Origin of the sequence: Methylotuvimicrobium sp. KM1 (assembly GCF_044788715.1) — a bacterium.
In the GTDB taxonomy this organism is placed as follows: domain Bacteria; phylum Pseudomonadota; class Gammaproteobacteria; order Methylococcales; family Methylomonadaceae; genus Methylotuvimicrobium.
The window spans coordinates 3,733,449-3,758,870 of sequence record NZ_CP173170.1; the positions used below are offsets into that span (position 1 = coordinate 3,733,449).

Annotated in this window: 19 protein-coding genes and 1 riboswitch; of the genes, 5 read left to right on the plus strand and 14 right to left on the minus strand. The window is 49.4% G+C overall.

Annotated features, from left to right (window positions below):
* Positions 1-93 precede the first annotated feature (93 nt).
* Genes ACINK7_RS15995 through ggt form a run of 3 tightly spaced genes read right to left on the minus strand, consistent with a single transcriptional unit; the run spans position 94 to position 2,931 of the window.
* Complete coding sequence (locus tag ACINK7_RS15995) at positions 94-558, minus strand: DUF192 domain-containing protein (RefSeq protein WP_404356755.1); 465 nt, start codon at positions 556-558, stop codon at positions 94-96.
* The gene (locus ACINK7_RS16000; RefSeq protein WP_404356757.1) at positions 555-1,253 is read right to left on the minus strand and encodes a 4'-phosphopantetheinyl transferase family protein; all 699 of its coding nucleotides are present in this window, start codon (positions 1,251-1,253) and stop codon (positions 555-557) included. Before ACINK7_RS16000 ends, ACINK7_RS15995 begins: the two co-directional genes overlap by 4 nt.
* The gene (gene ggt / locus ACINK7_RS16005; RefSeq protein ID WP_404356758.1) at positions 1,246-2,931 is read right to left on the minus strand and encodes a gamma-glutamyltransferase; all 1,686 of its coding nucleotides are present in this window, start codon (positions 2,929-2,931) and stop codon (positions 1,246-1,248) included. Before ggt ends, ACINK7_RS16000 begins: the two co-directional genes overlap by 8 nt.
* 392 nt (positions 2,932-3,323) lie before the next feature.
* On the opposite strand from ggt, the gene ACINK7_RS16010 reads away from it, so the two are divergent.
* The 3 genes from ACINK7_RS16010 to ACINK7_RS16020 all read left to right on the plus strand — a co-directional run bounded on the left by ACINK7_RS16010 (position 3,324) and on the right by ACINK7_RS16020 (position 5,600).
* On the plus strand, positions 3,324-4,199 hold the full coding sequence (locus tag ACINK7_RS16010) for an NAD(P)-dependent oxidoreductase (protein ID WP_404356760.1): 876 nt from the start codon (positions 3,324-3,326) through the stop codon (positions 4,197-4,199).
* Positions 4,200-4,269: 70 nt separating this feature from the next.
* The gene (locus ACINK7_RS16015; protein ID WP_404356762.1) at positions 4,270-5,058 is read left to right on the plus strand and encodes a hydroxypyruvate isomerase family protein; all 789 of its coding nucleotides are present in this window, start codon (positions 4,270-4,272) and stop codon (positions 5,056-5,058) included.
* Positions 5,059-5,183: 125 nt separating this feature from the next.
* Complete coding sequence (locus ACINK7_RS16020; RefSeq protein WP_404356763.1) at positions 5,184-5,600, plus strand: hypothetical protein; 417 nt, start codon at positions 5,184-5,186, stop codon at positions 5,598-5,600.
* A gap of 216 nt (positions 5,601-5,816) precedes the next feature.
* Here ACINK7_RS16020 and ACINK7_RS16025 read toward each other — a convergent pair whose 3' ends face one another.
* From ACINK7_RS16025 to ACINK7_RS16035, 3 genes are read right to left on the minus strand one after another with little or no spacing between them, the layout of a single operon-like run.
* Positions 5,817-7,286 (minus strand): DUF3365 domain-containing protein, encoded by a 1,470-nt coding sequence (locus ACINK7_RS16025; RefSeq protein WP_404356765.1) that lies wholly within the window; start codon positions 7,284-7,286, stop codon positions 5,817-5,819.
* Positions 7,279-9,735, minus strand: a complete 2,457-nt coding sequence (locus tag ACINK7_RS16030; protein WP_404356767.1) for an ATP-binding protein — start codon at positions 9,733-9,735, stop codon at positions 7,279-7,281. The genes ACINK7_RS16025 and ACINK7_RS16030 overlap by 8 nt, the downstream gene beginning before the upstream one ends.
* A gap of 18 nt (positions 9,736-9,753) precedes the next feature.
* Positions 9,754-11,853, minus strand: coding sequence for a CHASE domain-containing protein (locus ACINK7_RS16035; RefSeq protein WP_404356769.1), 2,100 nt, complete (start codon positions 11,851-11,853; stop codon positions 9,754-9,756).
* Between the two features lie 266 nt (positions 11,854-12,119).
* Between ACINK7_RS16035 and ACINK7_RS16040 the strand changes: the two genes are divergently transcribed.
* Both ACINK7_RS16040 and ACINK7_RS16045 read left to right on the plus strand, forming a co-directional pair.
* Positions 12,120-12,632 (plus strand): DUF4124 domain-containing protein, encoded by a 513-nt coding sequence (locus ACINK7_RS16040; protein WP_404356771.1) that lies wholly within the window; start codon positions 12,120-12,122, stop codon positions 12,630-12,632.
* An 86-nt stretch (positions 12,633-12,718) separates the two neighbouring features.
* Positions 12,719-13,159, plus strand: coding sequence for a DUF2782 domain-containing protein (locus ACINK7_RS16045; protein ID WP_404356773.1), 441 nt, complete (start codon positions 12,719-12,721; stop codon positions 13,157-13,159).
* A 308-nt stretch (positions 13,160-13,467) separates the two neighbouring features.
* Here the strand turns inward: ACINK7_RS16045 and ACINK7_RS16050 are convergent, their stop codons facing one another.
* The 8 genes from ACINK7_RS16050 to ACINK7_RS16085 form a co-directional block, all read right to left on the minus strand.
* Entirely contained in the window at positions 13,468-15,039 is a 1,572-nt protein-coding gene (locus ACINK7_RS16050) for a fused MFS/spermidine synthase (protein ID WP_404356775.1), read from the minus strand.
* A 240-nt stretch (positions 15,040-15,279) separates the two neighbouring features.
* A complete protein-coding gene (locus ACINK7_RS16055) occupies positions 15,280-16,176 on the minus strand; it encodes a VPLPA-CTERM sorting domain-containing protein (RefSeq protein WP_404356777.1) in 897 nt (298 codons plus the stop codon).
* A gap of 1,360 nt (positions 16,177-17,536) precedes the next feature.
* The gene (locus ACINK7_RS16060; RefSeq protein WP_404356779.1) at positions 17,537-18,289 is read right to left on the minus strand and encodes a VPLPA-CTERM sorting domain-containing protein; all 753 of its coding nucleotides are present in this window, start codon (positions 18,287-18,289) and stop codon (positions 17,537-17,539) included.
* A 350-nt stretch (positions 18,290-18,639) separates the two neighbouring features.
* Positions 18,640-19,356, minus strand: a complete 717-nt coding sequence (locus tag ACINK7_RS16065) for a VPLPA-CTERM sorting domain-containing protein (protein WP_404356780.1) — start codon at positions 19,354-19,356, stop codon at positions 18,640-18,642.
* Between the two features lie 225 nt (positions 19,357-19,581).
* Positions 19,582-19,663, minus strand: a riboswitch (cyclic di-GMP riboswitch).
* 778 nt (positions 19,664-20,441) lie between these two features.
* Positions 20,442-21,305 (minus strand): FAD:protein FMN transferase, encoded by an 864-nt coding sequence (locus ACINK7_RS16070; RefSeq protein WP_404361464.1) that lies wholly within the window; start codon positions 21,303-21,305, stop codon positions 20,442-20,444.
* A 312-nt stretch (positions 21,306-21,617) separates the two neighbouring features.
* Entirely contained in the window at positions 21,618-22,049 is a 432-nt protein-coding gene (locus ACINK7_RS16075; protein WP_404356782.1) for a hypothetical protein, read from the minus strand.
* Positions 22,050-22,456: 407 nt separating this feature from the next.
* The gene (locus tag ACINK7_RS16080; protein ID WP_404356784.1) at positions 22,457-25,189 is read right to left on the minus strand and encodes a DUF3570 domain-containing protein; all 2,733 of its coding nucleotides are present in this window, start codon (positions 25,187-25,189) and stop codon (positions 22,457-22,459) included.
* Positions 25,176-25,403: a DUF4266 domain-containing protein gene (locus ACINK7_RS16085; protein WP_404356786.1), complete on the minus strand. Its 228-nt coding sequence runs from the start codon at positions 25,401-25,403 to the stop codon at positions 25,176-25,178. The genes ACINK7_RS16080 and ACINK7_RS16085 overlap by 14 nt, the downstream gene beginning before the upstream one ends.
* Positions 25,404-25,422 lie beyond the last annotated feature (19 nt).

Consider the following 25,422-nt stretch of genomic DNA (forward strand, 5'->3'; position numbering starts at 1 on the left):
GAGATTATCTTTCATCTTGCCCCTTTCCCCTTTCCCCTTTCACCTTTCACCTTTCACCTTTCACCTTTCACCTTTCACCTTTCACCTTTAATACTATTCTTCCAACTCAATCAAAACCCGATCGCCTTGCACTATTTCCAACCGTGCGACGGTTCCCGCATTTACCTCCAGCATATACAACGCCTTGACTCGCGAATCGTAGACCCCGCAAACAGGCGTGATACAAGGTTTAACATGCTGCAAAATCGACACGATTTTGCCTCTGGGCGATATAAACAAAATATCCAACGCAATTTTGGTGTTTTTCATCCAAACCCCGAGTACATCTTCTTTAGGATGAATAAACAGCATGCCGGTATTTTCGGCAAGCGCTTTGCGAAACATCAAGCCTCTGGACCGGGCGCTTTCGGTCATCGCCACTTCGAGCTCGATCGCTTGTTGCGACTTTTCGAAAACCAAGCGGCCACGGCCCAATCGTTCGGCTGGATAACGTTCTTGAGCTTCGGCACTGATCAACCAAAATAAACAAACCGCCAAACCAAGAAATATTTTTTTCATACGATTTCTCGCCATTGAATTTTCTCGATAGCGCGATCGATCACGACCGCGCAAAAAATGTCACGTTTCCAATAGTTACAGGCAATCCGCCAGTCCGATGCCGGTGCGAATTCTTCGGGCACTCGCAACATCCGTCCGGACTCGTTCGGGTCGACCACGCAACGATTCAAACCCAAGGCGATGCCTCGGCCGGTCGCTTTCACAAAGGCTTCCTTACGAGTCCAAAAACGGTAAAACGCTGAAACCCGCTCCTCTTCCGGCAATGCTTCCCAATATGCTATCTCTTCGATCGCGAAACATTTCTTAACGATACCGGCCAGATTCGACCGGCTTCTTGACGCCTCGAGATCGATACCCAAACGGCACTGTCGAGCCACGGCCAACGCAAAATAATCGCCCGAATGCGACAGGTTGAATGTCCAGTCCGGATAATCGGGTAAATAGGGTTTGCCGTTCGCCCCGGCCGCAAAAACGAGGGCTTCGGGTTTACATTTCAAGAGTTCGGACAACGCCAGACGTTTTTTTGCATGAATCTCGACATAGCGGTTTTGCATTTCGGCCGTGCGCCGCTGCATCGCAGTCGACCGTTCGCTGTCGCTCAGCATGTCATAATAGTTTCGATTCAATACATTTATACTGTAAAGCTTGCCGTATTCTATTTCGATGCAACCGGGCTTCAGAGTCGCTTCAGTCATTGCGAATCACCGCCAAACCTTCGCCACGAGGGTCGCTCGCGGCACTGAAGCGGCCTTCCCGCTTATGCCATTGCAGCGCTTGCATATCGCCGTACCGGTAGGATGTTTCGCGTAACCGATGGCCTAATTTTTCAAGACCTTGCAATTCTTCAGAGGACAAGCCGCCGGGTTCGTATTGCACGGCATCGGGAATATATTGATGATGATAACGCGGCACGCTCACCCAGGAATTCGGACCGTTGCCGTCGGCAAAGTCCAATATCCCCAACAAGACCATCGAAATAATGCGGCTACCGCCCGGCGTTCCCAATACCGCGATGCGCTCGCCGTCTTCGAGAAAAGTCGGCGACATACTCGACAACATACGCTTACCGGGCGCTATTGCATTCGGCAATCCGCCGATCAAGCCGTATACGTTCACCGCGCCCGGCCGGCTATCGAAGTCGTCCATTTCGTCGTTCAAAATCACACCGGTACCTTCGGCAACGAACCCGGAGCCGAATGGATAGTTAACGCTCAAGGTAGCGGCAACCCGGTTGCCTTCGCCGTCCATCACCGAAAAATGCGTCGTGTTGTCGCCGCCGGCTTGTTCCGGAATACCTCCCGAGAGCATCACGCTCGGCATCGGTCTATCCTTGCGAATCGTACTTCTAAGGCCGGCCGCATAATCAGGATTAATCAAACGCGAGACCGGAACATCGATAAAATCGGGATCGCCCAAATACAAAGCCCGGTCATGATAGACTCGGCGCAAAGCTTCGATTGCCAGGTGTTTGCGGGTAAGCGCATCGATTGCGGTCAAATCGTATTCGGATAGTATATTCAAGGACTGCACCAAGCCGATGCCGCCGGCTGACGGCAGTGCCGCGCCGGTTATCCGAATGCCGCGATAAGTCCCTTTGACTGGTTCTCTTTCGACTACCCGGTAATTGTCGAGGTCCTCTTGAGTCCAAATACCGCCGGCTGCTTTGACCGAACTCAACAGTTTTTCCGCTGTTTCGCCGGCGTAAAATCCGACTACTCCAAATTCGGCGAGCCGCTGTAAAGTCTTCGCTAAATCGGGCTGACGCAAAGTCCAACCGGGGCCGGGTACTTGGCCGTTATCGAGAAATATCGCGGTCGCCGCCGAGGATGCCTTGATTTGCGCTAAGCGAAATGACAATAAGCGGCGATAGCGCGGTCCGACGATAAAACCGTCGCGCGCATAGCGAATCGCCGGTTGCAGCGAAGCCGATAAGGGTAATTTACCGTAATGCTCGGCCAAGTGAACCAAGGCCGCAGGGACGCCTGGAATTCCGGCCGACAGAGGCCCATCGATCGACAGTTTTGGTATGACCTTGCCTTCGGCATCGAGATACATGTCTTGGTGTGCGGCCAACGGAGCTGTTTCCCGTCCGTCCAGCATCGTTTCGAAACCGTCGGAAGCGCGGTGCAACAACCAAAAACCGCCGCCGCCCAACCCGGAGCCGGCCGGTTCGACTACAGCCAATACCGCGCTAATCGCAACCGCGGCATCGAAGGCATTGCCGCCTTGATCGATCATCTCCAGCGCGGCATGGCTCGCCAACGGATGCGCGCTGGCGACTGCGATTTTGTTTTCCGTTGCATGACCGGTCATGGCCGACAGCGTCAGGAATACGGCCAGAACGGCAACGGGCGGTGTTTTTGCAAATTTCAAAATTGTCTCCTTGGGGTTTCATTGGTCTTGCGCAGAGGCGCGGAGGCGCAGAGTTTTTCATGACGAAGGAGCGTCACTAAAGACTTGTATTTTAGCCTATGCGACTTCGATATCGCGCATTGTTAATCAACGTTTGCGGAAACTTAAGCTCTGCGCCTCTGCGCGAGTAATTATCAAGCTTTTGCAAACGCCGATCGATTGCATTAAGATTCTGCTCCTTACAGCAGACTGGCTACTCACTTAACGCGGGACAGCTTAAGGTTAATCCGTTCGTGGTGAGCTTACGGTTAATCCTTAGTGCTTTTGTCCCACCTTAAGTGGGAAACTCGCAGACTAAACCACCTCAGCTTTAACCCTACTGCAACGTACGAATTGGAACAAAAAACTCAAGCATGACGCAACACAAAAGAACCTTAGGCTTCATCGGTATCGGCTTGATGGGCAAACCAATGACTTTACGCTTGCTCGATGCAGGCTTTCGCGTCAACGTCTGGAACCGTTCCCGAGACAAGCTGACACCGGTCGTCGAAGCGGGCGCGCTTGCCTGCGATTCGATCGAGCAATTGGTCCAGTCTTCCGATATTGTTTTATTATGCCTGTCCGATTCGCAAGCCGTCGCTTCGGTCGTCGAAAATCATGTTCTTAACTCCGGCGCACCCGGTAAACTGCTAATCGATCTATCGAGCATCGATCCTGCCACGACACGTCGTCTGGCCGAACAATTACAACAACGCTGCGGCATGACTTGGGTCGATGCGCCCGTTTCCGGCGGAGTGCAAGGAGCGGAACAAGGCAACTTGGCGATCATGACCGGAGGCACCGATAACGATATCGAAACCGCGCGCAAAGTTTTGGCTCCGCTCTACCGCCAACTGACGCACTTAGGGGAGGTCGGCTGCGGACAAATTGCAAAAATCTGTAATCAAATGATCGTCAGTTGCAATGTGCTGGTGATCGCCGAAATGATGGCTTTGGCGAAACAGGCCGGCGTCGATGCCGCTAAAATCCCCGAAGCTTTGGCGGGCGGCTTTGCCGATTCGAAACCTTTACAAATCGTCGGACCGGAAATGGCGGACGGCATTTTCGAACCGATTAAATGGCGCGTCAAAACCTTGCTAAAAGACTTGAATATGGCGGTGGATTTGGCGTCCGATCAAGGTAATGCCATCCCGATGTCGGGCCTTGCCGCACAACTGATGCAATTACACGGCAGTCAAGGCTTTCTCGAACAAGACCCGGCTACGTTGATCAAGCTATTCGAACGGTGATGATAAAAAAGCTATACCAAATATTAATTACGTTATCCGCAACCTATTTATCAATAGATAAACATTCCCGATGATCAATTTCAGCGCCAACCTCAGCATGCTGTTTACCGAATTGCCGCTATTGGATCGTTTCGAAGCGGCCAAAAACGCCGGTTTTAGCGCGGTCGAAATTCAGTTTCCTTATAGCGAAAGCATAGATGCGCTTCGCGCCAAATTGGATGAAACCGGCTTGCAATTGGTGTTGTTTAATGTCGAAGCGGACGATTTGTTGATAGGCGGCGAAGGCTTGGCCGCAGTTCCCGAGAAATGCGAGCGCTTTAAAACCGCCTTGGCCCAAACTGTCGACTATATCGAGGTTTTGCAACCTAAAGCAGTCAACGTGCTTCCCGGGCGCTGTATGAATCCGAGCCGGCTCGATGACTATCTGCAAACATTCGGCGACAATCTGCGTTTGGCGGCCGACACCTTTGCACCGTTCGGCGTCAACACGGTTTTCGAAGCCATCAATACAATCGATATGCCGGGGTTTATTATCCATAGCGGCGCGCAAATGCTCGACTGGCTCGAACGACTCAATCACCCCAATATTTTATTGCAAGTCGATATTTATCACTTATCGATGATGAACGAAGACCCTGAGGCCTTGATTCACCGGCACCCCGAAACGATCGGTCACATCCAATTTGCAGATAACCCGGGACGCGGTCAGCCAGGAACGGGGAACATCGATTTCAAGCGTTTGTTCAATACGATACGGAATTCAGGTTATTCCGGTTGGACCGGTGCCGAGTACAGACCATTCGGAACGACTCTCGACAGCCTGAACTGGCTTGAACAATTTCAGACAAAAAAACTCTGAAAAATTTAGTGCGCGGAGGTTCTGTTATTGAGTATATTTAACGCTTGAGCAAGAGGCAGTAAGATTATCCGGGCTACCTTTTACTCTACGCGTTTCGACAATTAGAAAAAATATAAGGAAACATTATGAAACTCATCAAACCTTTGATCGCTTGTTGTTTATTATTGCAATTCAGTTCAGTCCATGCTCAAGGCAATTCCAGTATGCATGACGGACATGGCGCCGGCGGTGGCGGCGGTTCCGCTTGTCAGAAATTAAGAATCAACAAAAACAAACTGGTACCGGCACATTTGGCCGAAGTCGCGCCCGAATCGGACATCACCTTCAATGCCTTCGGATTCGACAAACCGGAAAATCTTGAGGTCACCGTCAAAAAGATTCCGATTGCGATTACCACCGAATTCAAGGACCCTTTTTATGTCGTGCGAGGCAAACTGCCCCCCGAATTAAAAGGTACTCATGCGAGAATCAACGTCAAGCTTAGGTCGCCGATCATTAAATGCATCAGCGAAGACGGTTGGCTGGTAAAAATTTCGGAATAATCCTAAAAAGATCAGTTGGTAAGTGTTGTAGACCGTTCGTGCTGAGCCAAGTCGAAGCATGAAGGGTCTACAACACTTACACCGGATTAGTGAAGCCTCAAACTACCGTTCACCCTTCGACAGGGCTCTCCTGAGCGTAGCCGAAGGGGCTCAGGGCGAACGGTAGTTTGAAGCTCTCAACTGCTCTTTTTGGGATAATACATTCTGAACATAACCTTAATTATCATCAGGCAATTCGAAAACTACGCTTATTCCACCAAACGGCGAATCTTCCAGTCCTATTTTGCCGTGCCTGCTATCGACGATACGCCTTGCGATAGGCAAACCGATACCGGCACCCGCAGGCTTATCGGTCGTAGTCAATCGCTCGAAGATTTCAAAAACTCTCTCCCGGTATTGCAGAGGAATACCGGGGCCGTTATCGCTGATGCGATAACGGCTGAGTTTGCCGACGCGTTCCCCGCTGATATGAATTTCAGGAACGGCGTCATCATCGGTAGGCAAGCCATGGCTTAGTGCATTGTCCATCAATATCCAAAACAAATCGGTCAACCGCGATTTATCTAATGTAGCCGGAGGTAATTTATCGATGTGTAATCGCACATTAGCGCGTTTAATGCGAGACTCTAGGCGTTGCAGTAGATTAGACAGCAGCGCATCGACATCCTGAATGCCAACCTTTTCGACCGGCTCGCCGGCCGCTAGAAATAATTGAATATCCTTAACCAACATTCGTAAGTGCGCGGCGTCGCGTTCCAAAACTTGCAAGTCTTGATAAACCTCATCATTATGCGAATCCGGCATGGTTTTTAAGTGTCCTTGCAAGCGTTGGCTATAACTCACCAGACGCCGGATCGGCTCCATCAAATGATGAGCCGAAATTTCGGCGAATCGAGTCAGATACGCATTCGCGCTGACAATTTCCTGATTTTTTCTAATTAATGCAGCCTCGTTAAGCGTTCGCTCCTCGACGCGCCGCCGAATTAATAATCCGATGGCATAGATAGCAGCCAAACCCATTATCCAAATAACGGTCAACAATAGCATTTTTTCCGGATCGACCCGCGCCGCACCCTCCAGATAAGATTGCAGCGACACGGAAACGCCGACGCCTCCTAAGACATCGCCGACACGGTACCCTTGCCTGCTGTGGCATTTCAAGCAATATTCGTCGGCCACTAGAGCGCTCATCAAGCGAAGATAAGGCTCGCCGTTAATCAGGGTTTTCTCAAAAACCTCCGTTTCGCCCCGCTCGAATTGGCGCAAGGCCGCCGCCTCCCATTCATCGGGAAAGTTATCGGGGTTCAAAGGCTTAAAGCCGGTGATTCTTCCTTTCACTTTATAAAGCTCTTCGTATTCATCCATGACTTGCCTAATCAAATACGCCGGATTCATTAATGTCAGTTTGATTCCGGACGGTGTGCTGATATCCCGCTCGGCAATATGCGATAAGGCAGGATTCGGGCGAGTCCTTGCATCGACTGGAACATAGACGCCGCCATGGCGTGCGGCCCATTTGCGCAAAGCCACGTCTTTATTGAAATGACTACGCGCTTCCTTGATAGCCATTTCCTGCGCGTACCAAATAGACATATGGCTATCCCAAAAAAAGAAGCCTGCCACCGAAGCGGTCCATATTATCGAAACGCCAAGCAATGCTTTCAGCGGGGTCGAAGCCTTACTCATCAAACGCTCCCTCGGCATGTTGTTGCGACGGCTTGTTAAGAGGGAGTTCGAAACTAAAAGTGCTCCCGCAACCCTCGCCTTGCGATTCCGCGCGAATATTTCCCCCATGATGTTCGACGATTTTGCGGCACAATGCCAGCCCCATGCCGGTTCCTTCGTAACGGGACCTTAATTGAAGACGGCTGAAAAACTGAAATAGCCGATCGATTTGCGTAGGATCGATACCGATGCCATTATCTCGAATAGACACCCGCCAGTTAGCCGAATCGACACCCGAACTAATTTCGATGCGCGGCTGACTATCCGCTTCCCGATATTTAAGCGCGTTACCGATCAAGTTTTGGAACAAACGACTCAATTCGTCGCGGCTGGCAAAGACAGTCGGCCACTCTCCTCGCACATCAATTTCAGCCTGCGTGCCGACAATATCCGGCTGTAAAAACCCCATCGCTTCATCCAGCGCTTCCTTGCTTTCCAGCCATGTCTTCGGCTCGGTTTTTCGCCCCACGCGCGAATAATCTAGTAACGAAACGATCATCGCGTCCATGCGTCTAGCCCCATCGAGCGCGAAAGCCATATTGGTTCTGCCTTCATCATCCAAGGTGTCGCGCAAAGCGCGTTCCAATAATTGCAGATGACCTGTGATCATGCGTAAAGGTTGGCGCATATCGTGCGACACGCTATAGGCGAATTGCTCGAGATCGACATTGGATCGGAGCAATTCTTCTTCGACTCGTTTCTGTTCGGTCACATCGCGGCTAATACCGAACAATCCGACAACCGTCTTGCCGTCGCAGTCGAATACCGGCCACTTATTGGTATTGACCCAGCGGAGCTGTCCTTGTAAGTCATAGTAAGGGTCAATCTTATTGATCAACGGCTTTCCATCCTTAAAAATAGGCTTTTCTTCTTCATCATAGATACGCGCGATATCTTTCGGAAAAATTTCCGAATCGTGTTTACCGACTAATTCCCGCCAATTGCGGTAACCGGTAACCGTCGCCAATGTTTTACTGCAAAAGCGAATACGACTGTCTTGATCCTTGAAATACACATAATCCGACGTATTGTCGAGAAAGGTATTGAAATCGCGGTTTAATTCTTGAGCGGCTTGCTCATAAAGTTTTCGCTCGGTGATATCGGTAATGAAGCCGTGCCAGAGCACACTGTTATCTTCAAGCCTTTCCGGTCGACCATCCCCTCGCAGCCAACGCAAACCTTGTTTCGGCAATATTACACGATATTCTTGATGCCATGGCGTCATCGAGATAGCCGACTCCCGGATAGAAGACATCACGTTATTCCGATCCTCGGTATGTATTCTCGCGATCACCAAAGCGGCATCTTCACGCACTTGCTCAGGCGTGACTTCATATATGTCTTTAATGGCGCAACTGGCGAAAGGGAAACAAGATCGACCATCGGAAAACAATCGAAATTGATAAATAACGCCGGGAACCTGTTCGGACAGCTTCGTCAATAGATCGTGACTTTCCTGTAATGCATTGTCACTCAGCTCTAAATCGGCCAGCTGTCGCCGTATCAGATACAACAATACGAACAACACTGACGAAACGACTAAAAACAGCACTATCGCCCAAGCAATCATGGCGCGCTCGGCGGCCATCACCGAAGTCATTTCGGCGGACGTCACTATTCGCAAAGGAAAATCGGCCATGCGCTTTTCATCAACCCAATACGCCTTACCGTCAAAGGGCGATATCACCCTACCCGACCGTTGTCTTTTGTCTCGATAAGGCTCCAGCACTTCACGCAATCGAGTGCCGGAGTCGCCAGGCACGCGCGGGTTGCGAAACCACACCTCATTATCATTATTGATCACGACCAAAGTCGACCCTGGCGCACGTTCAATAGCGGCAAAAACTTCGGCCAAGCGATCAATCGAAACAATCGCAACCACCGTTCCGGCAAAATGTTGTTCATCATCGAAATAGGGCCGGCTCAATGAGACCTCATAGCTCCCTTCGCTTATCGATGAAGATATTGGCGAGCTCACAAACAGTTGATCTTCGGAACTATTTAAATGATAGGTGTAAGAGGGATGATCATGCAAAACCGGCTTATCGCCGGAACTGGTCCAATGAATGACCGCACCGTCGCGATCGACAATTAACAAATCGATTTGCTCAGGATTGGCTGCCAATTCGCTCTGCAATGAACCACGCAACAATTCATCGGCCTTACTCTGTTTCAGCAAGAGCCGTGTTTTCAATAAAACACGATCGATATCGACCAGGACACGATATAGCAAAATCTCGTTGACACTGGTCGCGGCAGAAGTATGAGTTGCCAAGCCATGAAGGCGATTGATACTTTCATTCTTGACCACATAAACGATGAACAGTGCAAACAGTAACAAAATCCCGCATACGCCCAACGTCACGGTGCGGCGTAGTTTTCGATAAGACCCATTGCTGTTCTGATTCATGGTGCGTTGGTTGAAAAACTAATCGGGTGCATTATTCTGCGCCAATGGTATTTCAAAAACAAATGCGCTGCCTTTGCCTTCCCCTTCCGACTCGGCCCAGATGCGACCGCCATGATGCTCGACAATGCGGCGACACAAGGCCAAGCCCATGCCGTTGCCCTCGAAGCGCGCCCGTGACTGCAATCGGCTAAAAAATTGAAACAATTTATCGATTTGCTTGGGTTCGATCCCGATACCATTGTCGGCAATGCGTACCGTCCAAAGCCCCGCGTGTTCGGTTGAAACCACGGTTACATGCGGCACCCCTTCGCTATCATGATACTTAATGGCATTGGCGATCAAATTTTGCAACAAGCGTGTCAATTCATCCCGGCTCGCGTACAAAACCGGCCAATCGCCCTGCACGACGATATCGGCACGCTTCTCTTCGATTTCCACCTCTAAAAATTGCAATGCTTCATTCAAGGACTCGCGGGTTGCCATGCAAATTTTAGGCTCGGTCTTACGACCGATACGAGAATAGTCGAGTAACGAAACGATCATCGCATCCATACGTTTGGCACCGTCGAGCGCAAAGGCCAAGTTCTCCTTATTGTCTTCGTCCAATTGCTCAGCCAAGCCGATCTCCAACAAGTGCAAATGTCCGGCAATCGTTCTTAGCGGTTGCCGCATATCATGCGAGACACTGTAGGCGAATTGCTCGAGATCGGCATTCGAGCGCGACAAAGCCTCGGATTGGGTTCGAAGTATCATTTCCACCTGACGACGTTCAGTGATGTCGGTACCCGATCCGATGTAACCGGAAAAATTTCCATGATCATCGAAGCGCGGCACACCATGATCGTCGACCCATCGATAGTCGCCGTCGAAGCGCCTTAAGCGATATTCCATACGAAACGGTTCGCGGCGATTGAAATGATCTAGATAACAATCGATACAGCACTGTCTATCGTCAGGATGGACACCTTCCAGCCAGCCGTTATCCTTTTCTTGCTCCAGGGTTCGCCCCGTAAAATCTAGCCAAACCTTATTGAACCAAAAACAGCGGCTGTCAGTCCCGGAAATCCAAATCAATACCGGTGCCGAATCGGCCATTTGCCGAAAGCGTGCCTCGCTCTCGCGTAGCTCACGCGTCATCTCGGTTGCCAACGCCAGCGCTCTAGCGCGCCCTGACGCCAATTGCCAAATAATTGTCGCCAACAAAACACTCAGCGCTGCCCCCGCTGCAGCCATATAACGCGGCTTATCTAAGCTAATCCGTTGTTTGAAGCTCGCGCCAGGGCTCACCGCTAAAGTCCACTCATGGCCATCTATCTCGATCGTTCGTATCGTTTTTAGATCCTGGAGACTCGATAAAGCCTCGGACGAGCTACTGTGCATTCTCGCTTCCTCGGTCATCGTGTCTCCATCGTATATTTCCAGACTCAAGTCGGATGCGCGTTCTCCGCCAACCCCCGCCATGAAATCATCCATGCGAAACGGCGCATAGACCCAGGCAATGATATTGCGGCGCCGTTCTTCGACAGAATCAGAAACTGCGTTTTCGCGGAATAAAGGCAAATACATCAAAAAACCGGCTTGCACAGCTTCATCGGTTTCTTGAACCAGTATGACTTTGCCGGAGATGCGTGTTTCATTCAGGTCGCGCGAATCGGCCATCGCTTTTCTGCGGACCGGCTCGGAATACATATCGTAACCAAAGGCTCGTAGATTGCGGTCGACGAACGGTTCAAGATATAAAATCGAACTATAAATATCACGTTCGCCTTCCGGTCGAATCGAATAGTTCGAGAACCCTTGAGTTCGAATATCGGCAATATGCTTATCTTTGTCATGACTGGGCACGACCACCGAAAAACCGATACCTTGAATACCGGGAAAATTCCGGTCGATTTTCAGCGTATCCACATAGATACGAAACTCTTTTCGATCGACATGATCGGAAGAAATAAACAATCCCTTTACGCCCAATAAAACTTGCTCGTAAGCCGCCATACGTTGTTCGATGCGGTCTATAATCTCCCTAACCCTGAAATCGAAATCGATTTTCAAATTGCGCTCAAGATCGGCTTCTGCATTTTTCCAAACTCCGAAGGTCGCCCCAAGCGAAAGTAGCAAAACGAGACTCGATATCAGCAGTGGAAAAAAATGACGTAAAAAGGGTGAGCCCGAAGAGTGTACCGGCATGAGAAATATGATGAATAATAAATCTTTTCCGTTTCCCACGCTCCTCCGTAAGAACACATACCTTAGCTGCCGAAACAAGATCGGTATGCATTCCCACGCTGAAGCGGTGGAAACGAGGAAAAACCAAGAAGTTCAAAGAACCAAGCTGCATATAACGGGTCTACACTTATAACCTTACGCATAAAAATGTTACCGTCATGACAATGATAGCATTCCTTTTGCTTTTGATAGCCATCAGCCCAACTGTTGATGCCGATGTTTTTAAATGTATCGCATCATCGGGAAAAATCACTTACCAAGGCAAACCTTGCTCATCCGATGCGCAACAAGAAAAAGTACCGATAGAACCCACCGACCCTCGTCAATTGGCCGAGGCCGAAAGACGACTCGCCATTTGGCAAATGGAACGGGATAAGCAAAAAGCCGAAAGACTGGAAGCCGAAAGAATGCAGAAGGAGGAACGGCGTCGCATCGAAGCGGTTGAGGCGCTGAAACGTAGCGCGGAAGCGCAACGCCAACAAGCTGAAGCCGAATTAAGGCAAGCCGAAGCACTAGAGAATCAATATCGAATGCAGGCTTACCCCTTGTATTATCTTCCCTATCAGTCAAGATTCCCTTACAGGGATCGCTATAGGAACAATAACCAACCGCCTAGAAAGCCGATACATGATTCAAAATCGACCTGGATGACAAACTCCCCTCGCCGCTAGCTCTTTAATGGTTTGTCATAACTTTTTCAATACGCAGAGCTCGCAAGCTGTCATAATAGAGCTAATAACCGATTAGAATAGAAAATATGATGCGTTTAACTTTAACTTACAGCTTGCTGATTATTCCGGCATTCGCATTATCGGCTCCGCCGCCCATTTTAATGGATATTCCCGACGTACCGGATATACCGGCAACCGTGCAAAGCGGCCAAGTGATGGAGCCAGATCGAACGGTAATACGCAGAAGCAAGGAAACTACCGAAGCCATTCCCGAACTTCCCGATGCACCGATGCCTGTCGAAAGCGGCGAACCGATGGAGCCCGATATCACCATCATTCGGCGAGGCAAAGAACAAATACAGGAATACCGGATCAACGGCGAGTTGTATATGATCAAAGTCGTTCCCGATATCGGCCCGGCTTATTATTTGATCGACACTGACGGCGACGGCAACATGGACGTCAGAGAAAGCGATTTACATCGCGGTACGCGAATCAATCAGTGGAAATTGCTTGAATGGAATTGATCGAAGAAGCTACTCCCTTTTGATCGAAAAACCGTCTAAGAATAAAAGGCATGAGGTATGTCTATCGAGGACCGCCGTAAACCCATCCCTGGGGGCTTGACGGCAGCTAAGCGCCAAGGATGGCGTGTATTAGGGCAATGCAGGAGCAATTGCCGAGGAGCAAAAATCTGCCCCTGCTGCCGACATCCTCGCTAGCCACACCCCACACCTTCATAAAGTTAACTAATTTTTGAGGAAATTGGCGCGCGATGCGACGCCCTACGAATGATCGATCGTTTGTCGGATGTAGTTTGCGGTAAATGCAATCGTCAACGCAAAAGAACATCCATGCCGACCCGCTCCAACAACACCTTACGATAGGCTTCGGCCTTACTGACCTGAAGGTTTTCCAGCGGATTAAAATCGTCGGTAACAACCAAATCTCCTTCGACCATCGCATAGCGCCGCTTGCTCAATAGCTCCAGCATTTTGTGATTACCCTGGCCGGCATGAATCGCGATCGGTTCATCCGACGCCATGAAAATAAAATCGTTAAACTCGGAACCCGGTTCGGAAATATAAACCCGGCGTTCGCTGAACACTTCGCCGAGCGTCCGGTAAACCAATTGCGCGGGGCGTTGCCGCTTGTTATCGGTAAACCCGACAAAATTGATCGCTAAAATCCCGCCGGGATTCAAATGCGACTTCAACTCCCGAAGCGTTTCGATACTCATCAAATGCGCAGGCTCTGAACCTCCGGTAAAACAATCGTGGATAATCAAATCATACGTCTTAGTCAATTGGCGGATTTCATAACGCGCATCGCCGACGATCAAATCGCCTGACGGACGGTAATCGAAAAACCTCAATGCCGCCTCGGCCACCGCCGGATCGATCTCGATCGCATCGGTTTTGACGCCCTGCTTTTCCAAACCGTCCGCGATATGTCCACCGCCTAGGCCAATCAGTAACGCATTTTTTGCCGCAGGGCGAAACAACGGCAATCTCTGAGTAACCCATTGATAGGTCAACAAACCTTGCCGAACATTAGCGATATCCGCTGCACTGATCGTCGAGGCATCGGACATCATGAAGCGGACTTTTTGCGCTTCGTCGTCGATCACGCGCACCCAACCGTAAACGCTCTCGGATTCGTAAAGCAAAGTCAAACCTTTACCCCAAGGCTGCGTACGATTATTTTCATACGCAAAGGCAGCGCCGCCCAAGCATGCAAAAAAAATCAAGGCCATGCTCATTATTGTAAATTGCTGACCGGTACCGCGCCGTTCGTAAAGCGCCAGCATCAATGCCAACATGCCGAGCAAAGCGCTTAAACCATACAGCACCGCGCGTGATCCGGTTATCGGCAATAAATAAAAACCCAACGCGATCGTGCCGATCACGCTACCGATCGTACTGACTGCATACACCGAACCCGACAAGGCGCCGACATTCGCCAATTGCCGGGCGGCCAGCTTGATTACATAAGGCCCCGTCATCGCCAACAAGGTCAAAGGCAGCGTAAACAGTAAAAAAGCGCTGAAAAAAGCGCCGGCTCTAAGACCCATCGGATCGGTCAGCAGCAACACCGGCCGGGTCAAGGCCGGAATGATCACGGTCGTCAACGCGGCCAAAGCGATCAAATAAGACAAACGAATACGCGGCATGCGGTCGGCAATCCGGCCGCCGAGCCAATAGCCGAACGCCAACGCGATCATCGTTACCGAAATCAACGACGACCAAACATACAAACTGACGCCGTAAAACGGACCGATTAGCCGCGTGCCGAGCAATTCCAGCACCATTACCGAAGCACCGGTCAATGAAACGGTCAAATACAGTACGATCCTATCGAAAACTGAGATAGTTAAACCGGAAGAAAGAGCACGCGATTTAGACATAAAATACCTATAAAACAAGAGTCATCATCAAGTCAATTAAGATTCCAAACAGAACACCGCAGACTAGGATGCCAACGCCGTAGTGAATCGGAAAAATTATAAAATAAGAAATTCATGCATCGATTGAAAATCGACCTTGAAAGATGACATCCTTGTCCGGGGGATGCCGCATCCCAGCGGCATTAACTGATGTAAAAAAGCCCGAGGGCTTTTTCAAAAAGGCTAAATTCTAGAATTGAATTAAGCGACCGACGAGCGTCTTCTAAACCCGATTAAACCGACTAATGCCGATCCCATTAACCAAACTGCGGCCGGAACAGGAACGGGCTGTAGCGATGCCGCCCTGACTGTTAAATCGACATTAAAGCCTCTATTAGCTAGATCTAGATCATTATGAGTGCCCAAATAATTATGAGCCGTCAGGTCAGGAGCGCGGCCGTCGCCCGCAGTGTAGTAATTCCAAGCTTCGCTTGAAGTGCCGCCAACAGCTACGGAATACCAACCGGCGGTTAGGAAAATATCCGCAACAGAGATCGAATCGGCCGTAGTGTTCACACCGCCAGCAAAGTAGCCGGTAAATGCTTGCGTACCGCATTCCCCGGCATTATTACACATGGTGATATCGCCCAAGGCTCTGAACGCACCTTCTTTACCGAAATCGGCGGCATTATTAAATGTAGTCCAATCAAAAGAGCTGCCGGGCACTAAGTTATGATCATTATGCGCACCCGCACTTGCATCATGATGCGCACCGTTTCCTTTATAAATCGAAAACGCAGGGTTCAAATCGGCCAACAAAGAAGAAGGATCCATCATATCGTCATCATTTCGATTTCTGACTTGATCGGTCCCCCAAACGTCGACATTAACAAATGAATCTTGCTCTAAATAGAATTTGGTAAAACGAATGCGATGGCTATCGCCCCAATCGGCATCCAAACCGTCAGCCCAACCGAAATTACCCGCAACTACACCCCGGTCGAAATGATAAGTGGTCGAACCGTCACCGTTATTCGTCGAAGAATAAGCATCGGTTATTAAATCGCGACCATTCCAGCCCACATGCGCCGAAGCCTCTTGTATCGACACCAAGGCGGTAACGCCTATTGCCAATGCAGCAAATATATTTTTATTCATAGATCACCATTTTTGTTATTAAGTTACGAATAGAAAGGAATTTGCAAAACAACGATCCGGCAAGTCCCCCCGTTGACTTATAACAACGCCATGTTATTTCACACCCTTATTACTTATTCATTTACTGTGCCAAGCATAATTTTTTTAGTCCTTATTTTTTGCTACTACTTCACAAATTCAACAAAACCAAGTAAATAGCTTGGAATTAATTTTAATTTCGACTCTCGCCCTAAACTAACTCCAAGCCTAATTCGCAATATCACTCAAAAGATTTACGTCATATGCCACAATAATGCGTGAAATGACACACATTTTCTTTGAGCGCCCTTTATTCCTCGTCATAGACATAAAGCTAGTAGGGTGTGCATCGCGCACCTTTTTACAAGATATTGACAAAACTTTGAAAAACACCAAATGGCATGTCCGGGGAAAGGGTGCGCGGTGCAGCACCCTACTTCAATTGTTTCGGCGCAGGAAAAGGAATAGCTTGGCGCTAAGCATCGCGCAACTTTCCTAGAAAAATACAAACGGAATAAATGGCGAAAGATGGGCGGCAACACCATACTAACTCCAAGCATAATTCGCAATATCACTCAAAAGATTTACGCCATATGCCGCAGTAGTGTGTGAAATGACACGCATTTTATTTGAACCCCCTTGCTCCTCGTTATAAACATAAAGCTGGTAGAGTGCGCATCGCGCACCTTTTTACAAGATATTTCCTGATTAGCAAGTTTCTTCAGCTAAAGCCCAAAGATCAGCATATCCTTAGCAGGACGGGGTTCGCAAGCCATGCGCGTCAAGCTAAAACGGCCACCCCACATCACGCTCTTTCCCAAGCTGGAGCTTGGGAAAGACACACCGGAAGCTCCCCCTTCGACAAGCTCAGGGCAAGCCTTCGACAAGGCTCTCCTGAGCGCAGCCGAAGGGCTCAGGGCAAGAGCTTCCTGAACAGGTTACCCAAGCTGGAGCTTGGGTAACAGCATATTGTAGTTTTTGCGACTACGACTGGCCCCTGCTCGGACACTTGGCTTCGGCAAGCTGAAGCATCTTGCTAATCAGGAGATATTGACAAAACCTTGAAACACACCAAATGGCATGCCCGGGAAAGGGGGCGCGGTGCGGCACCCTACTTCAATTGTTTCGGCGCAGGAAGAGGAATAGCTTGGCGCTAAGCATCGCGCAACTTTCCTAGAAAAATACAAACGGAATAAATGGCGAAAGATGGGCGGTGCCACCTTACGAATTAGAGAGAAAAGGTCGGAGGTGGGGCGGATTTTGGTACACGCAAAACCCGATCCCACTCCCAATCACAGGGAAAGAAGAACAATATCGATCTTTAAAATACGACAGAACACCATTAAACGGCTAGAGTACGCTTTCTGAAAGCCCCCAAACCAACCAAGCCCGCTCCCATTAGCCAAATCGCAGCCGGCAAAGGGACAGGCGCGACGGTCAAGCTAATATCGAAACCGCGCATTGCATTATCGGCATTAAATCGATCGAAAGCACCGCAATTCTCTCTTTCATAACACGTTCCTCCGATTGCAACGGCATAAATACCGGCTTCGAGCGCGCCCATCCATGAAACAGCCGTCGCCAAGCCGTCGATTTCGCCGGCATGACCGATGTAATGGATTGTGCCGACTTCACCCTCGTCGTTACCCATAGTAGTCGTGCCCTGCCCGTTCCAGGCTCCTTCTTTTCCAGCCGGCGGTGGAAATGCATCCTCATAGGCTTCATCAGGCAAAACGCCGTTATAAAGCGAGAATCCCGGGGTTAAATCGCCTACTCGTAAAGGAAAGGTATTACTGCCTATCGTAATAAAAGTATCTTGATAATCAGACTCGACATGTATTTTGACATTCGATGATTCGGTCAATGTAAACTGCGCCCAAGCACCTTGATGGCTATCGCCCCAGTCTTCATCCATCGAATCGGCCCAACCGTAGTTGCCAGACACAATACTATTGGCCGAATAAATATGCTTATCGCCGTCGATGGCCGGCGTTAAATTTGTCAGGTTGATCCAGCTGATATGCGCAGACGCTTGCTGGGTTGGAAAAAAACCGACCGCAGCCGCACAGGCCACTGTCGACAACAATTTTTTCATAGTTTTTTCCTCAAAATAAACGTTAATACAAAAGACCGCAAATCAATAACAGCCATGTAAAGTGATGAAATGAATGAACAACGATTTTTCTTCTGTTAGATTGAATTCCGGCAGCCCATGTCGGAATGACGGTCTTTAAAGCAAGCCCATAAAAGCTCGTTCCTCATCCGGCTTTACGTCGCCCCCGTCTCATCAACCGCCCTTACGCGTGCAATTCAACAAGTGTGGTATTACTAAGAAGCGATATTAGACATCCTTGTCCGGGGGATACCGCATCCTAACGGTGTTGATTAACTGAAAACCAGACCGGAAACTGACCTGGATTTAATTGATTCGGTACAAGAATTGAATCAAGCGGCGATAGCGCGTTTTCTCATGCCGATTAAACCGACTAAAGCCGACCCCATCAACCAAACCGCAGCAGGAACAGGCACGGGCTGGACGCTAGCAATTACACCATATGCGCCACCACCGACCCCGTCAGCGGCCGCACCACCGACTACCAGTGAATATACGCCGGCAAGTAAAAAGATATTGCTAAGCGATTCGGTTGCGCCTACGCCATAATCGTTAACGGCAGTAATAAATTCAATCGTGTTAATAACACCGCTGTTATTACCCATCGTGGTATCGCCAACCGCATTAAACAACCCATTATTTCCGTCAGCAACTGGCCAGACAGGCTCGCCTTCAAAATTCGCGTTTTCGAAAGCCGATAGCGGCACGAGTCCTTTGTACAAACTAAAACCGACATCGAGATCGGCTAAAACAGGAAAGGTATTGCCGGAATCAACGCCTGCGCTATTGTAGGTCGGATAGGTTCCCGGGCCTGCATTTTCGACGCTGATGTTTACATTAGAATCCTGCTCCAACGTAAAGCTATACCAGCGAACAGTATGACTATCGGCCAAAGTGGGTTGAGTCCCTTGATACCAGCCATCGTCGTAACCGACTGACGCGACAAACGGATTCAAGTTATCCAGATTTCTATAACCCACATGGGCGTAAGCTTGACTACCTAACAATAACCCTACAAATACAACAACAGACGATATTATTTTTTTCATTAAAAAGTCCTCTTTACTGTTAAACGCTAAAAGTTAACAGTGATATTCGCGGAACCGATACAACAACAAAACATACAGTCCCCACGCCCCCATCACAAAAACAAGCATACGATTCAGCTAACGCCCACGATTCGTCACCAATAAAGACGACAAACTAGCCCAAGCTAACTTGAAAGTTAAGTGAGTACTACCCTCTATCGTTAAACTCAATCAATACTTAATTAAGGAGGCAGCCCGGCCTTCTTGATTGCATACAAGAACCGTGACTTTCCGGCCCCGTCTCACAACGAGTGTGGCTAAATTGAAAAGGCTATTAAATCCGAATTGAGTCTTAAAATTGACGTCAGCTGAACCCAACATCTAGCCCCTCGCTTTTAATTGAAGCAGACTACATGCCAATACCTAGTATTTTACTTGGTTTCAATAATTTAAAGTATTGAATAAAATACTTATAAACTCTTAATTTTATGATAACTGTGTCATATGCCACAGTTACTGCGGCATATGACACACAACCTCACTCATGAATAAGCGCTCGACTCATCGCTGAGAAAAAACGAATAGCAATAGGGATTTATGAAAAAATGGGCCTTTATCCTAGAAAGAGAATAAGAAGTTAATTCAATAGGTTGTCGCGCCTTTGCTAAACAGTTTCGCTCTCCGGAAAGGTTACTCCAAGTTTATGGATAACCTCTTGTAGGACGAAGCCGCTTACTGGTTCCCACGATCCTCCGTGAGAACCCATACTTCTGCTGTTTCCCAAGTTCCTACTTGGGAAACAGATAAGTGAAGCTCTAGCTTCGCGAGACAAGATAGGTATGCGTTTCCACGCTGAAGCGGTGGGAACGAAAAAAAATTGATCGGGTACGCTGCGCGTATCCGCATGCAGTTTAGCACCACAGACCAAACCCTAAGGACTTGAATTAACATTGGCGGGTTGCCATGGTACGCGAAGCGTACCCTACGGAGTTCCAGCGATTGCGTGATTTCGCCATCGCGCTAGATACCCAACCGTGTATCTTGAAGAGATGTTTATAACGATTTGCGAAGGATCGCCAAACCCAAAAAAGGGTATATTTTTACGATTAGATCAGAGACCCGCCGACATTGCCATGGACATCGACCCAAAGACAAGGTAGCCCCAACGATTCCAACCAAGCAGGACCTTGGTCTTCCTTCAGCATCGCAATCGTCGCGGCACTCCCGGAAACGACGCAAAAATCCCCGACAACACTAACCGAAGCCATAAAGCGCACCGGCCAACCGGTTTTGGGATTGAGCACATGACCGTAGCGCACGCCATCGATTTGCAAACAGCGCTCGTAATCCCCGCTTGAAGCCAAGGCGCCACCCGAAAGCGCCAAGGCTTGAATCACCTCCCCTTTTTGCCGGGGATGCGCGATACCGACTTGCCAGGAAGAGCCGTCTGGCCGGGGGCCGATCAGTTTGATGTCGCCGCCGAGATTGATCAAGCCGTGCTTGATGCCGGCCTGTAAACACAAACCGGCGGCCCGATCGACCGCATATTCCTTGACGATACCGCCGAAATCGAGCTCCATGCCCGGCACCGAAAAAGTCAGCTTCGGCGGCGTCCAATCGATTTTATGCCAGCCGATTTTATCCAGTAGCGCTTGAATCTGCTGCTCTTCCGGCAAATTATTGCGATCGAATCGCCAAGCCTGGCGCAGAATACCGGAGCTGATATCGAACAATCCGTCGCTTTGCTCATAACAGGTCAATGCATAATTCAACAAACCGGCGGTTTCGGGATCGACTTCTATCGAATTGGCGCGCGCGGCCGCGCGGTTGATTTCGGATAAAAAACTATCCGGGCGGTAGCGGGAATAGCGTTGCTCCAAGCGCTCCACATCGTCGATGACGATATCGGCAACGTGTTGGGCCGTTTTATGCGAAACCGCGAATAACTGGATTTCACAAGGCGTGCCCATGGCCTTGAAGTTGAATCGATAGAATTTTAGGCGCTTGGGTTTTTTCAAGGCTATGTTTGCGTTAATCGTTGAAATTAATACTATGCGAATGCCGAAAAGACTGTAGGGTACGCTGTGCGTACCACAGGAGCCCCGCCCGTAGCTTAACGTGCTCTCATGTGTTCCGTTGTGCCGACATTAGGTACGCGTAGCGTACCCTACAATTCGTTTTGAGTTGTTAAGTGTTTCCGGCAACAGGGGCAACTGTTACCGCAAATATAGCCTTTTTTCAAGGTATGCGTGAATTGAGGCGGCTCGAAAACCCGGCCTTGTTTACATGAATTTAAGGACGGCTATGACGGCGGAGATGGTCAAACCTAACGACCAAAACATGAACCTATCCATGCGGGTCGTAATCTGAATGAGATGCTTATCGACTTGTTCGAAACGTTTATCGATTTGTTCGAGACGCTTTTCGACCTGCTCGAAGCGTTTATCGATTTGCTCGAAACGTTTTTCGACCTGTTCGAAACGCTTATCGATTTGCTCGAAGCGTTTATCAACCTGCTCAAAACGCTTTTCCATTTGCTTAAAGCCTTCGAGCATCAATTCGCGCTGATGCTTCAATTCCTCTTCCACACGAATCGTGCGCTCCCTGAGTTCCAAATCGTAACGCGAGTCGAAACGGAATTGATCGGGCTGTTCGGCCAATACTTTTCGAATGAGGGATTCTATATAATTGATGTCTTCTTGCGCTAAAGCCATGACCCGGCTCCCTTGAAGTCGTTCTTATCGGTTCGGAGTATAACATAAGCGCCGATGACGGCTAGCACCGTAGGGTGCGCATCGCGCACCTGGTCAGGCTCGTCGGTTCGGCACCTTAGAAAGGTGCGCGATGCGCACCCTACAGTTTCATTGATATCGGGAAGCTAGGGCTTCCTGAACAGATTGGCCATGATGGAGCCTGGGTAACAGCATAAAGTAAATCCGTTCGTCCTGAGCCCTTCGGCTGCGCTCAGGAGTGCCCTGTCGAAGGATGAGAGGATTTACGCTGAGCTAAACGATTTTTACCCGACATTGCAAAAATGACTGAGTACCCGTTACGCGCTTAATTTTCGGCGAGCCGCGCTGAACATCGCTCCAATGGTTTTTCTTACCGATTTCATCCGTGATTAAAACATATAGCTCCAAGTGGCGAATAACGTGCCTTTGCGTTCCAATTGGAAGCCGTTGACATCTTCATGAACCGGCTGCAGCCATTCGACGCTTAGATGATTGCCGGAAAATTCGCCGCCCGGTACTACCACATTCAGGCCGAAGCCGACATCCCAGAAGCGGCCGCCGTAGTTTTGTGGGTGGTCTAATGTAGAACCGAACGGATTGACATTATCGCATGCAACAGGATTATTTAAGTCGGCGGGCTCATTCGTTGCCCGAGCCGTTTCCCAATCAGGGCATTGACCGGATAGTGGGTTGAATCTACCTTTAATAGATCCTTCTACCGTATAGACACCACGCACGGAGCCCGATAACCAACTGAGAAAACTATAACTGCCCCAAGCGGAGGCTTGGAACATATTACCGAGCCGGTAACCCGAATCGTTCCGGTTCTGCATGCGCACTGTTGCATTGGCTTGAGCGCCCCACGAAAACTTGTCGTATTGGCCGAGATAAGTCAGACTAGGCAGAAAGTCCCAGGTGCCGCTGCCAAGCTGCATTTGGTAATGAATCAAACCGCCGTCTTGTCCATGCTGCCGGTTCAGCCGCTTATCGACGTCGCCGGTCGGTGCGCTGAAACCTAGCCCAAGATTTATATGGTGGCCACGGTGTTTGAATAACTTAAACATACCAAACATCAGCGTATCGCCGATGCCGCCGGTCTGATGGCCGCCGTGCAAATGGTCGGCTCCCGTATTCGCCCCTAAATCGAGACCACTAAGCGGGCGTAAATCCATATTCATGTCCATGAACATCGGCATGACCATGATGTTGAACCAGTCGGTCGGCGCATACATCAAATCGATCATGTGCATGTGCATGTCATGGAAGGTTGGAATCGTCCGGTATCCGTTGTTCACCATCGCCGCATCGCTGGCTTTACTCGTCCGGTTCAACATATTGCCGGTTTCCCGTAAGTACTGGTAAACATAGCCGACCATGAAGTCGCCTTCCTGATTGAGCATGTGCCCGCCGACGCACATCAAACCGGCCGGCATGAGCGGTTCGTGTTCGGTCATATCATGGTGGTGATGATCGTGATCGGTCAAACTACGACCGATCGCTGAAAACTCGACACTTACCGAGCCGTTCGCAACCCAATAATCGAAGTCGGCATAATCCGGCTCGCCGCCTCCACCGATTTTCAGTGAGCCTTGATGCGTGTAATACTCGAGGCCGGCGTCGAAACGGACTCCTTTTGTAAATTGTTTACTGACCGAGACGCCGCCGCTCAATGCCCCATAACCGGAAAGCCGATGGTCACTGGAAAAGGTTTGGGTTGGCAGCTTGGCGTTGTCGCTGGATTCTCTTGCGCTATCCGGAACATCAGACGGGCCGGCCAGCAAGAAAGGCGTATAAAAATCGGCTTCGCTCTGCGAGTAATAACGGATTCTCGGCGTAATTGTCCAACCGTACCTCAAAGGCTGCACCCAATCGGCTTCGAAAGTATGCGCATTGATGCCCCAATCGTCGTGATAAAAACGGTAATCGAAATGCATCGCGGCATCGAGTGGACCGACATATTGCACCCAACCAGTATTAAAACTCCATTGATTCCGAACTTCAGGGCGCTGCTCCATGAAGGCTTTTGCTTTCCCCTCGTACACGATACCTTGTCCACACTCGATTCCACCACAATCTAAATTTATATTAAAATCGGGATCAAAAATATCAAAGTTGCTATATCCGACTGGCCTGAGAAAAAAAGCCGTAACTGCTTTATAAGGATTACTTAGATATCCGGTACTACGGGTATAGCCTGCCCCAAATTTGGCCAACGACGATTTAGTGACGACTTGTGTCAAACCCAAATTGACAGCCCAATCCTCGCGCTTACCTCTTAGTAGCCTTTGCCCACCCACTGATTCTGGAATATCCTGTAATTTAGCATACTTTGGATGTAAGTGAGGGAGGCCACCTTCATAAGCCAAAGTATTTAAAAATGGTTGAGCATCATGATTTAACCGAGCCGAGGTTGAACTATTCGCATAACTCAACCCTGCACTGAGAGTAGTCATTTTTTGATTGAAATCGAGTGTTAGTCCAAGATTAGCGAAGCGCGATTCATAATCGTTCTCTATCGATAGTCCCCCACCCGCACTCACCGTGGCTTCATCCCATTCATAAGTCAAATTAAAATTACCTTCCTTACGCACTTCTGGCGAAGCAACTGACATTGTATGTACGTTTCTTCTATCCAAATCCATGCCGTTCAAAATAGGAAAATTACCTAAAAAAGTGGATATCTCACCTCGGTTCGTTTTTACTGGATTACGCTGAGCATCAAAATATACTGAACCACCCGGTCCATCAAAAAAATATGGCGATGCGCCTGCTACCGCCCCCCCTTCATACGCAACATTGCCTTGCCTAGACGATGGGGCTGTTGTGATCGGAGTCGCACCCGACCAGGTATCCTGAATGTAGTTAAACGCAAATTTGATACGATCGGTTAAGCGGACTCTTGCGCTGGCTTGCAGACTATCGACAGTGATCGGGTCGAACTGACTGTTAACTTCTCCTAAGTCGCGCTTGCTTTCTTCATAACGCCCGTATTGAAAACTGAATTCATTATCCTCGGCTGCTTGCGCCGGCGCCAAGCCTGGCAATATCAATGCCGCCGCGGTTAGGGCTTGTAGGCTGCCAAGCGCCGAATTCGCTTTCCGATCTTTCTCAGTAACAGCCACAGCCGCCCCCGCTCGCCGAACTGCCCGCGCCCGCCGCTTCGCGGCTGCCGTAACTGTGTCCGCGCAACTCGCTTTGCAAAGGGGTTCTTTCCAGCGCCATTTGCGGTTTAGCCAGAACGCCGCGCTCCCATGGCTGGACCACCGCGCATCCTTGTAATAAAGACAACCCCAGCATGAGCACCGGCCAAGGTTTATGTTTAATCGATGAGTTCATACTGCGTACAATCATGGTT

What these genes read in the sequence shown, in the direction of transcription:
- ACINK7_RS16065 (WP_404356780.1), bottom strand. Translation starts at nt 19,356, where the DNA reads ATGAAAAAAATAATATCGTCTGTTGTTGTATTTGTAGGGTTATTGTTA.
- ACINK7_RS16075 (WP_404356782.1), bottom strand. Translation starts at nt 22,049, where the DNA reads ATGGCTTTAGCGCAAGAAGACATCAATTATATAGAATCCCTCATTCGA.
- ACINK7_RS16055 (WP_404356777.1), bottom strand. Translation starts at nt 16,176, where the DNA reads ATGAATAAAAATATATTTGCTGCATTGGCAATAGGCGTTACCGCCTTG.
- ACINK7_RS16040 (WP_404356771.1), top strand. Translation starts at nt 12,120, where the DNA reads ATGACAATGATAGCATTCCTTTTGCTTTTGATAGCCATCAGCCCAACT.
- ACINK7_RS16050 (WP_404356775.1), bottom strand. Translation starts at nt 15,039, where the DNA reads ATGTCTAAATCGCGTGCTCTTTCTTCCGGTTTAACTATCTCAGTTTTC.
- ACINK7_RS16020 (WP_404356763.1), top strand. Translation starts at nt 5,184, where the DNA reads ATGAAACTCATCAAACCTTTGATCGCTTGTTGTTTATTATTGCAATTC.
- ACINK7_RS16070 (WP_404361464.1), bottom strand. Translation starts at nt 21,305, where the DNA reads ATGGGCACGCCTTGTGAAATCCAGTTATTCGCGGTTTCGCATAAAACG.
- ACINK7_RS16010 (WP_404356760.1), top strand. Translation starts at nt 3,324, where the DNA reads ATGACGCAACACAAAAGAACCTTAGGCTTCATCGGTATCGGCTTGATG.
- ACINK7_RS16045 (WP_404356773.1), top strand. Translation starts at nt 12,719, where the DNA reads ATGATGCGTTTAACTTTAACTTACAGCTTGCTGATTATTCCGGCATTC.
- ACINK7_RS16025 (WP_404356765.1), bottom strand. Translation starts at nt 7,286, where the DNA reads ATGAGTAAGGCTTCGACCCCGCTGAAAGCATTGCTTGGCGTTTCGATA.
- ACINK7_RS16030 (WP_404356767.1), bottom strand. Translation starts at nt 9,735, where the DNA reads ATGAATCAGAACAGCAATGGGTCTTATCGAAAACTACGCCGCACCGTG.
- ACINK7_RS16060 (WP_404356779.1), bottom strand. Translation starts at nt 18,289, where the DNA reads ATGAAAAAATTGTTGTCGACAGTGGCCTGTGCGGCTGCGGTCGGTTTT.
- ACINK7_RS16000 (WP_404356757.1), bottom strand. Translation starts at nt 1,253, where the DNA reads ATGACTGAAGCGACTCTGAAGCCCGGTTGCATCGAAATAGAATACGGC.
- ACINK7_RS16015 (WP_404356762.1), top strand. Translation starts at nt 4,270, where the DNA reads ATGATCAATTTCAGCGCCAACCTCAGCATGCTGTTTACCGAATTGCCG.
- ACINK7_RS15995 (WP_404356755.1), bottom strand. Translation starts at nt 558, where the DNA reads ATGAAAAAAATATTTCTTGGTTTGGCGGTTTGTTTATTTTGGTTGATC.
- ACINK7_RS16085 (WP_404356786.1), bottom strand. Translation starts at nt 25,403, where the DNA reads ATGAACTCATCGATTAAACATAAACCTTGGCCGGTGCTCATGCTGGGG.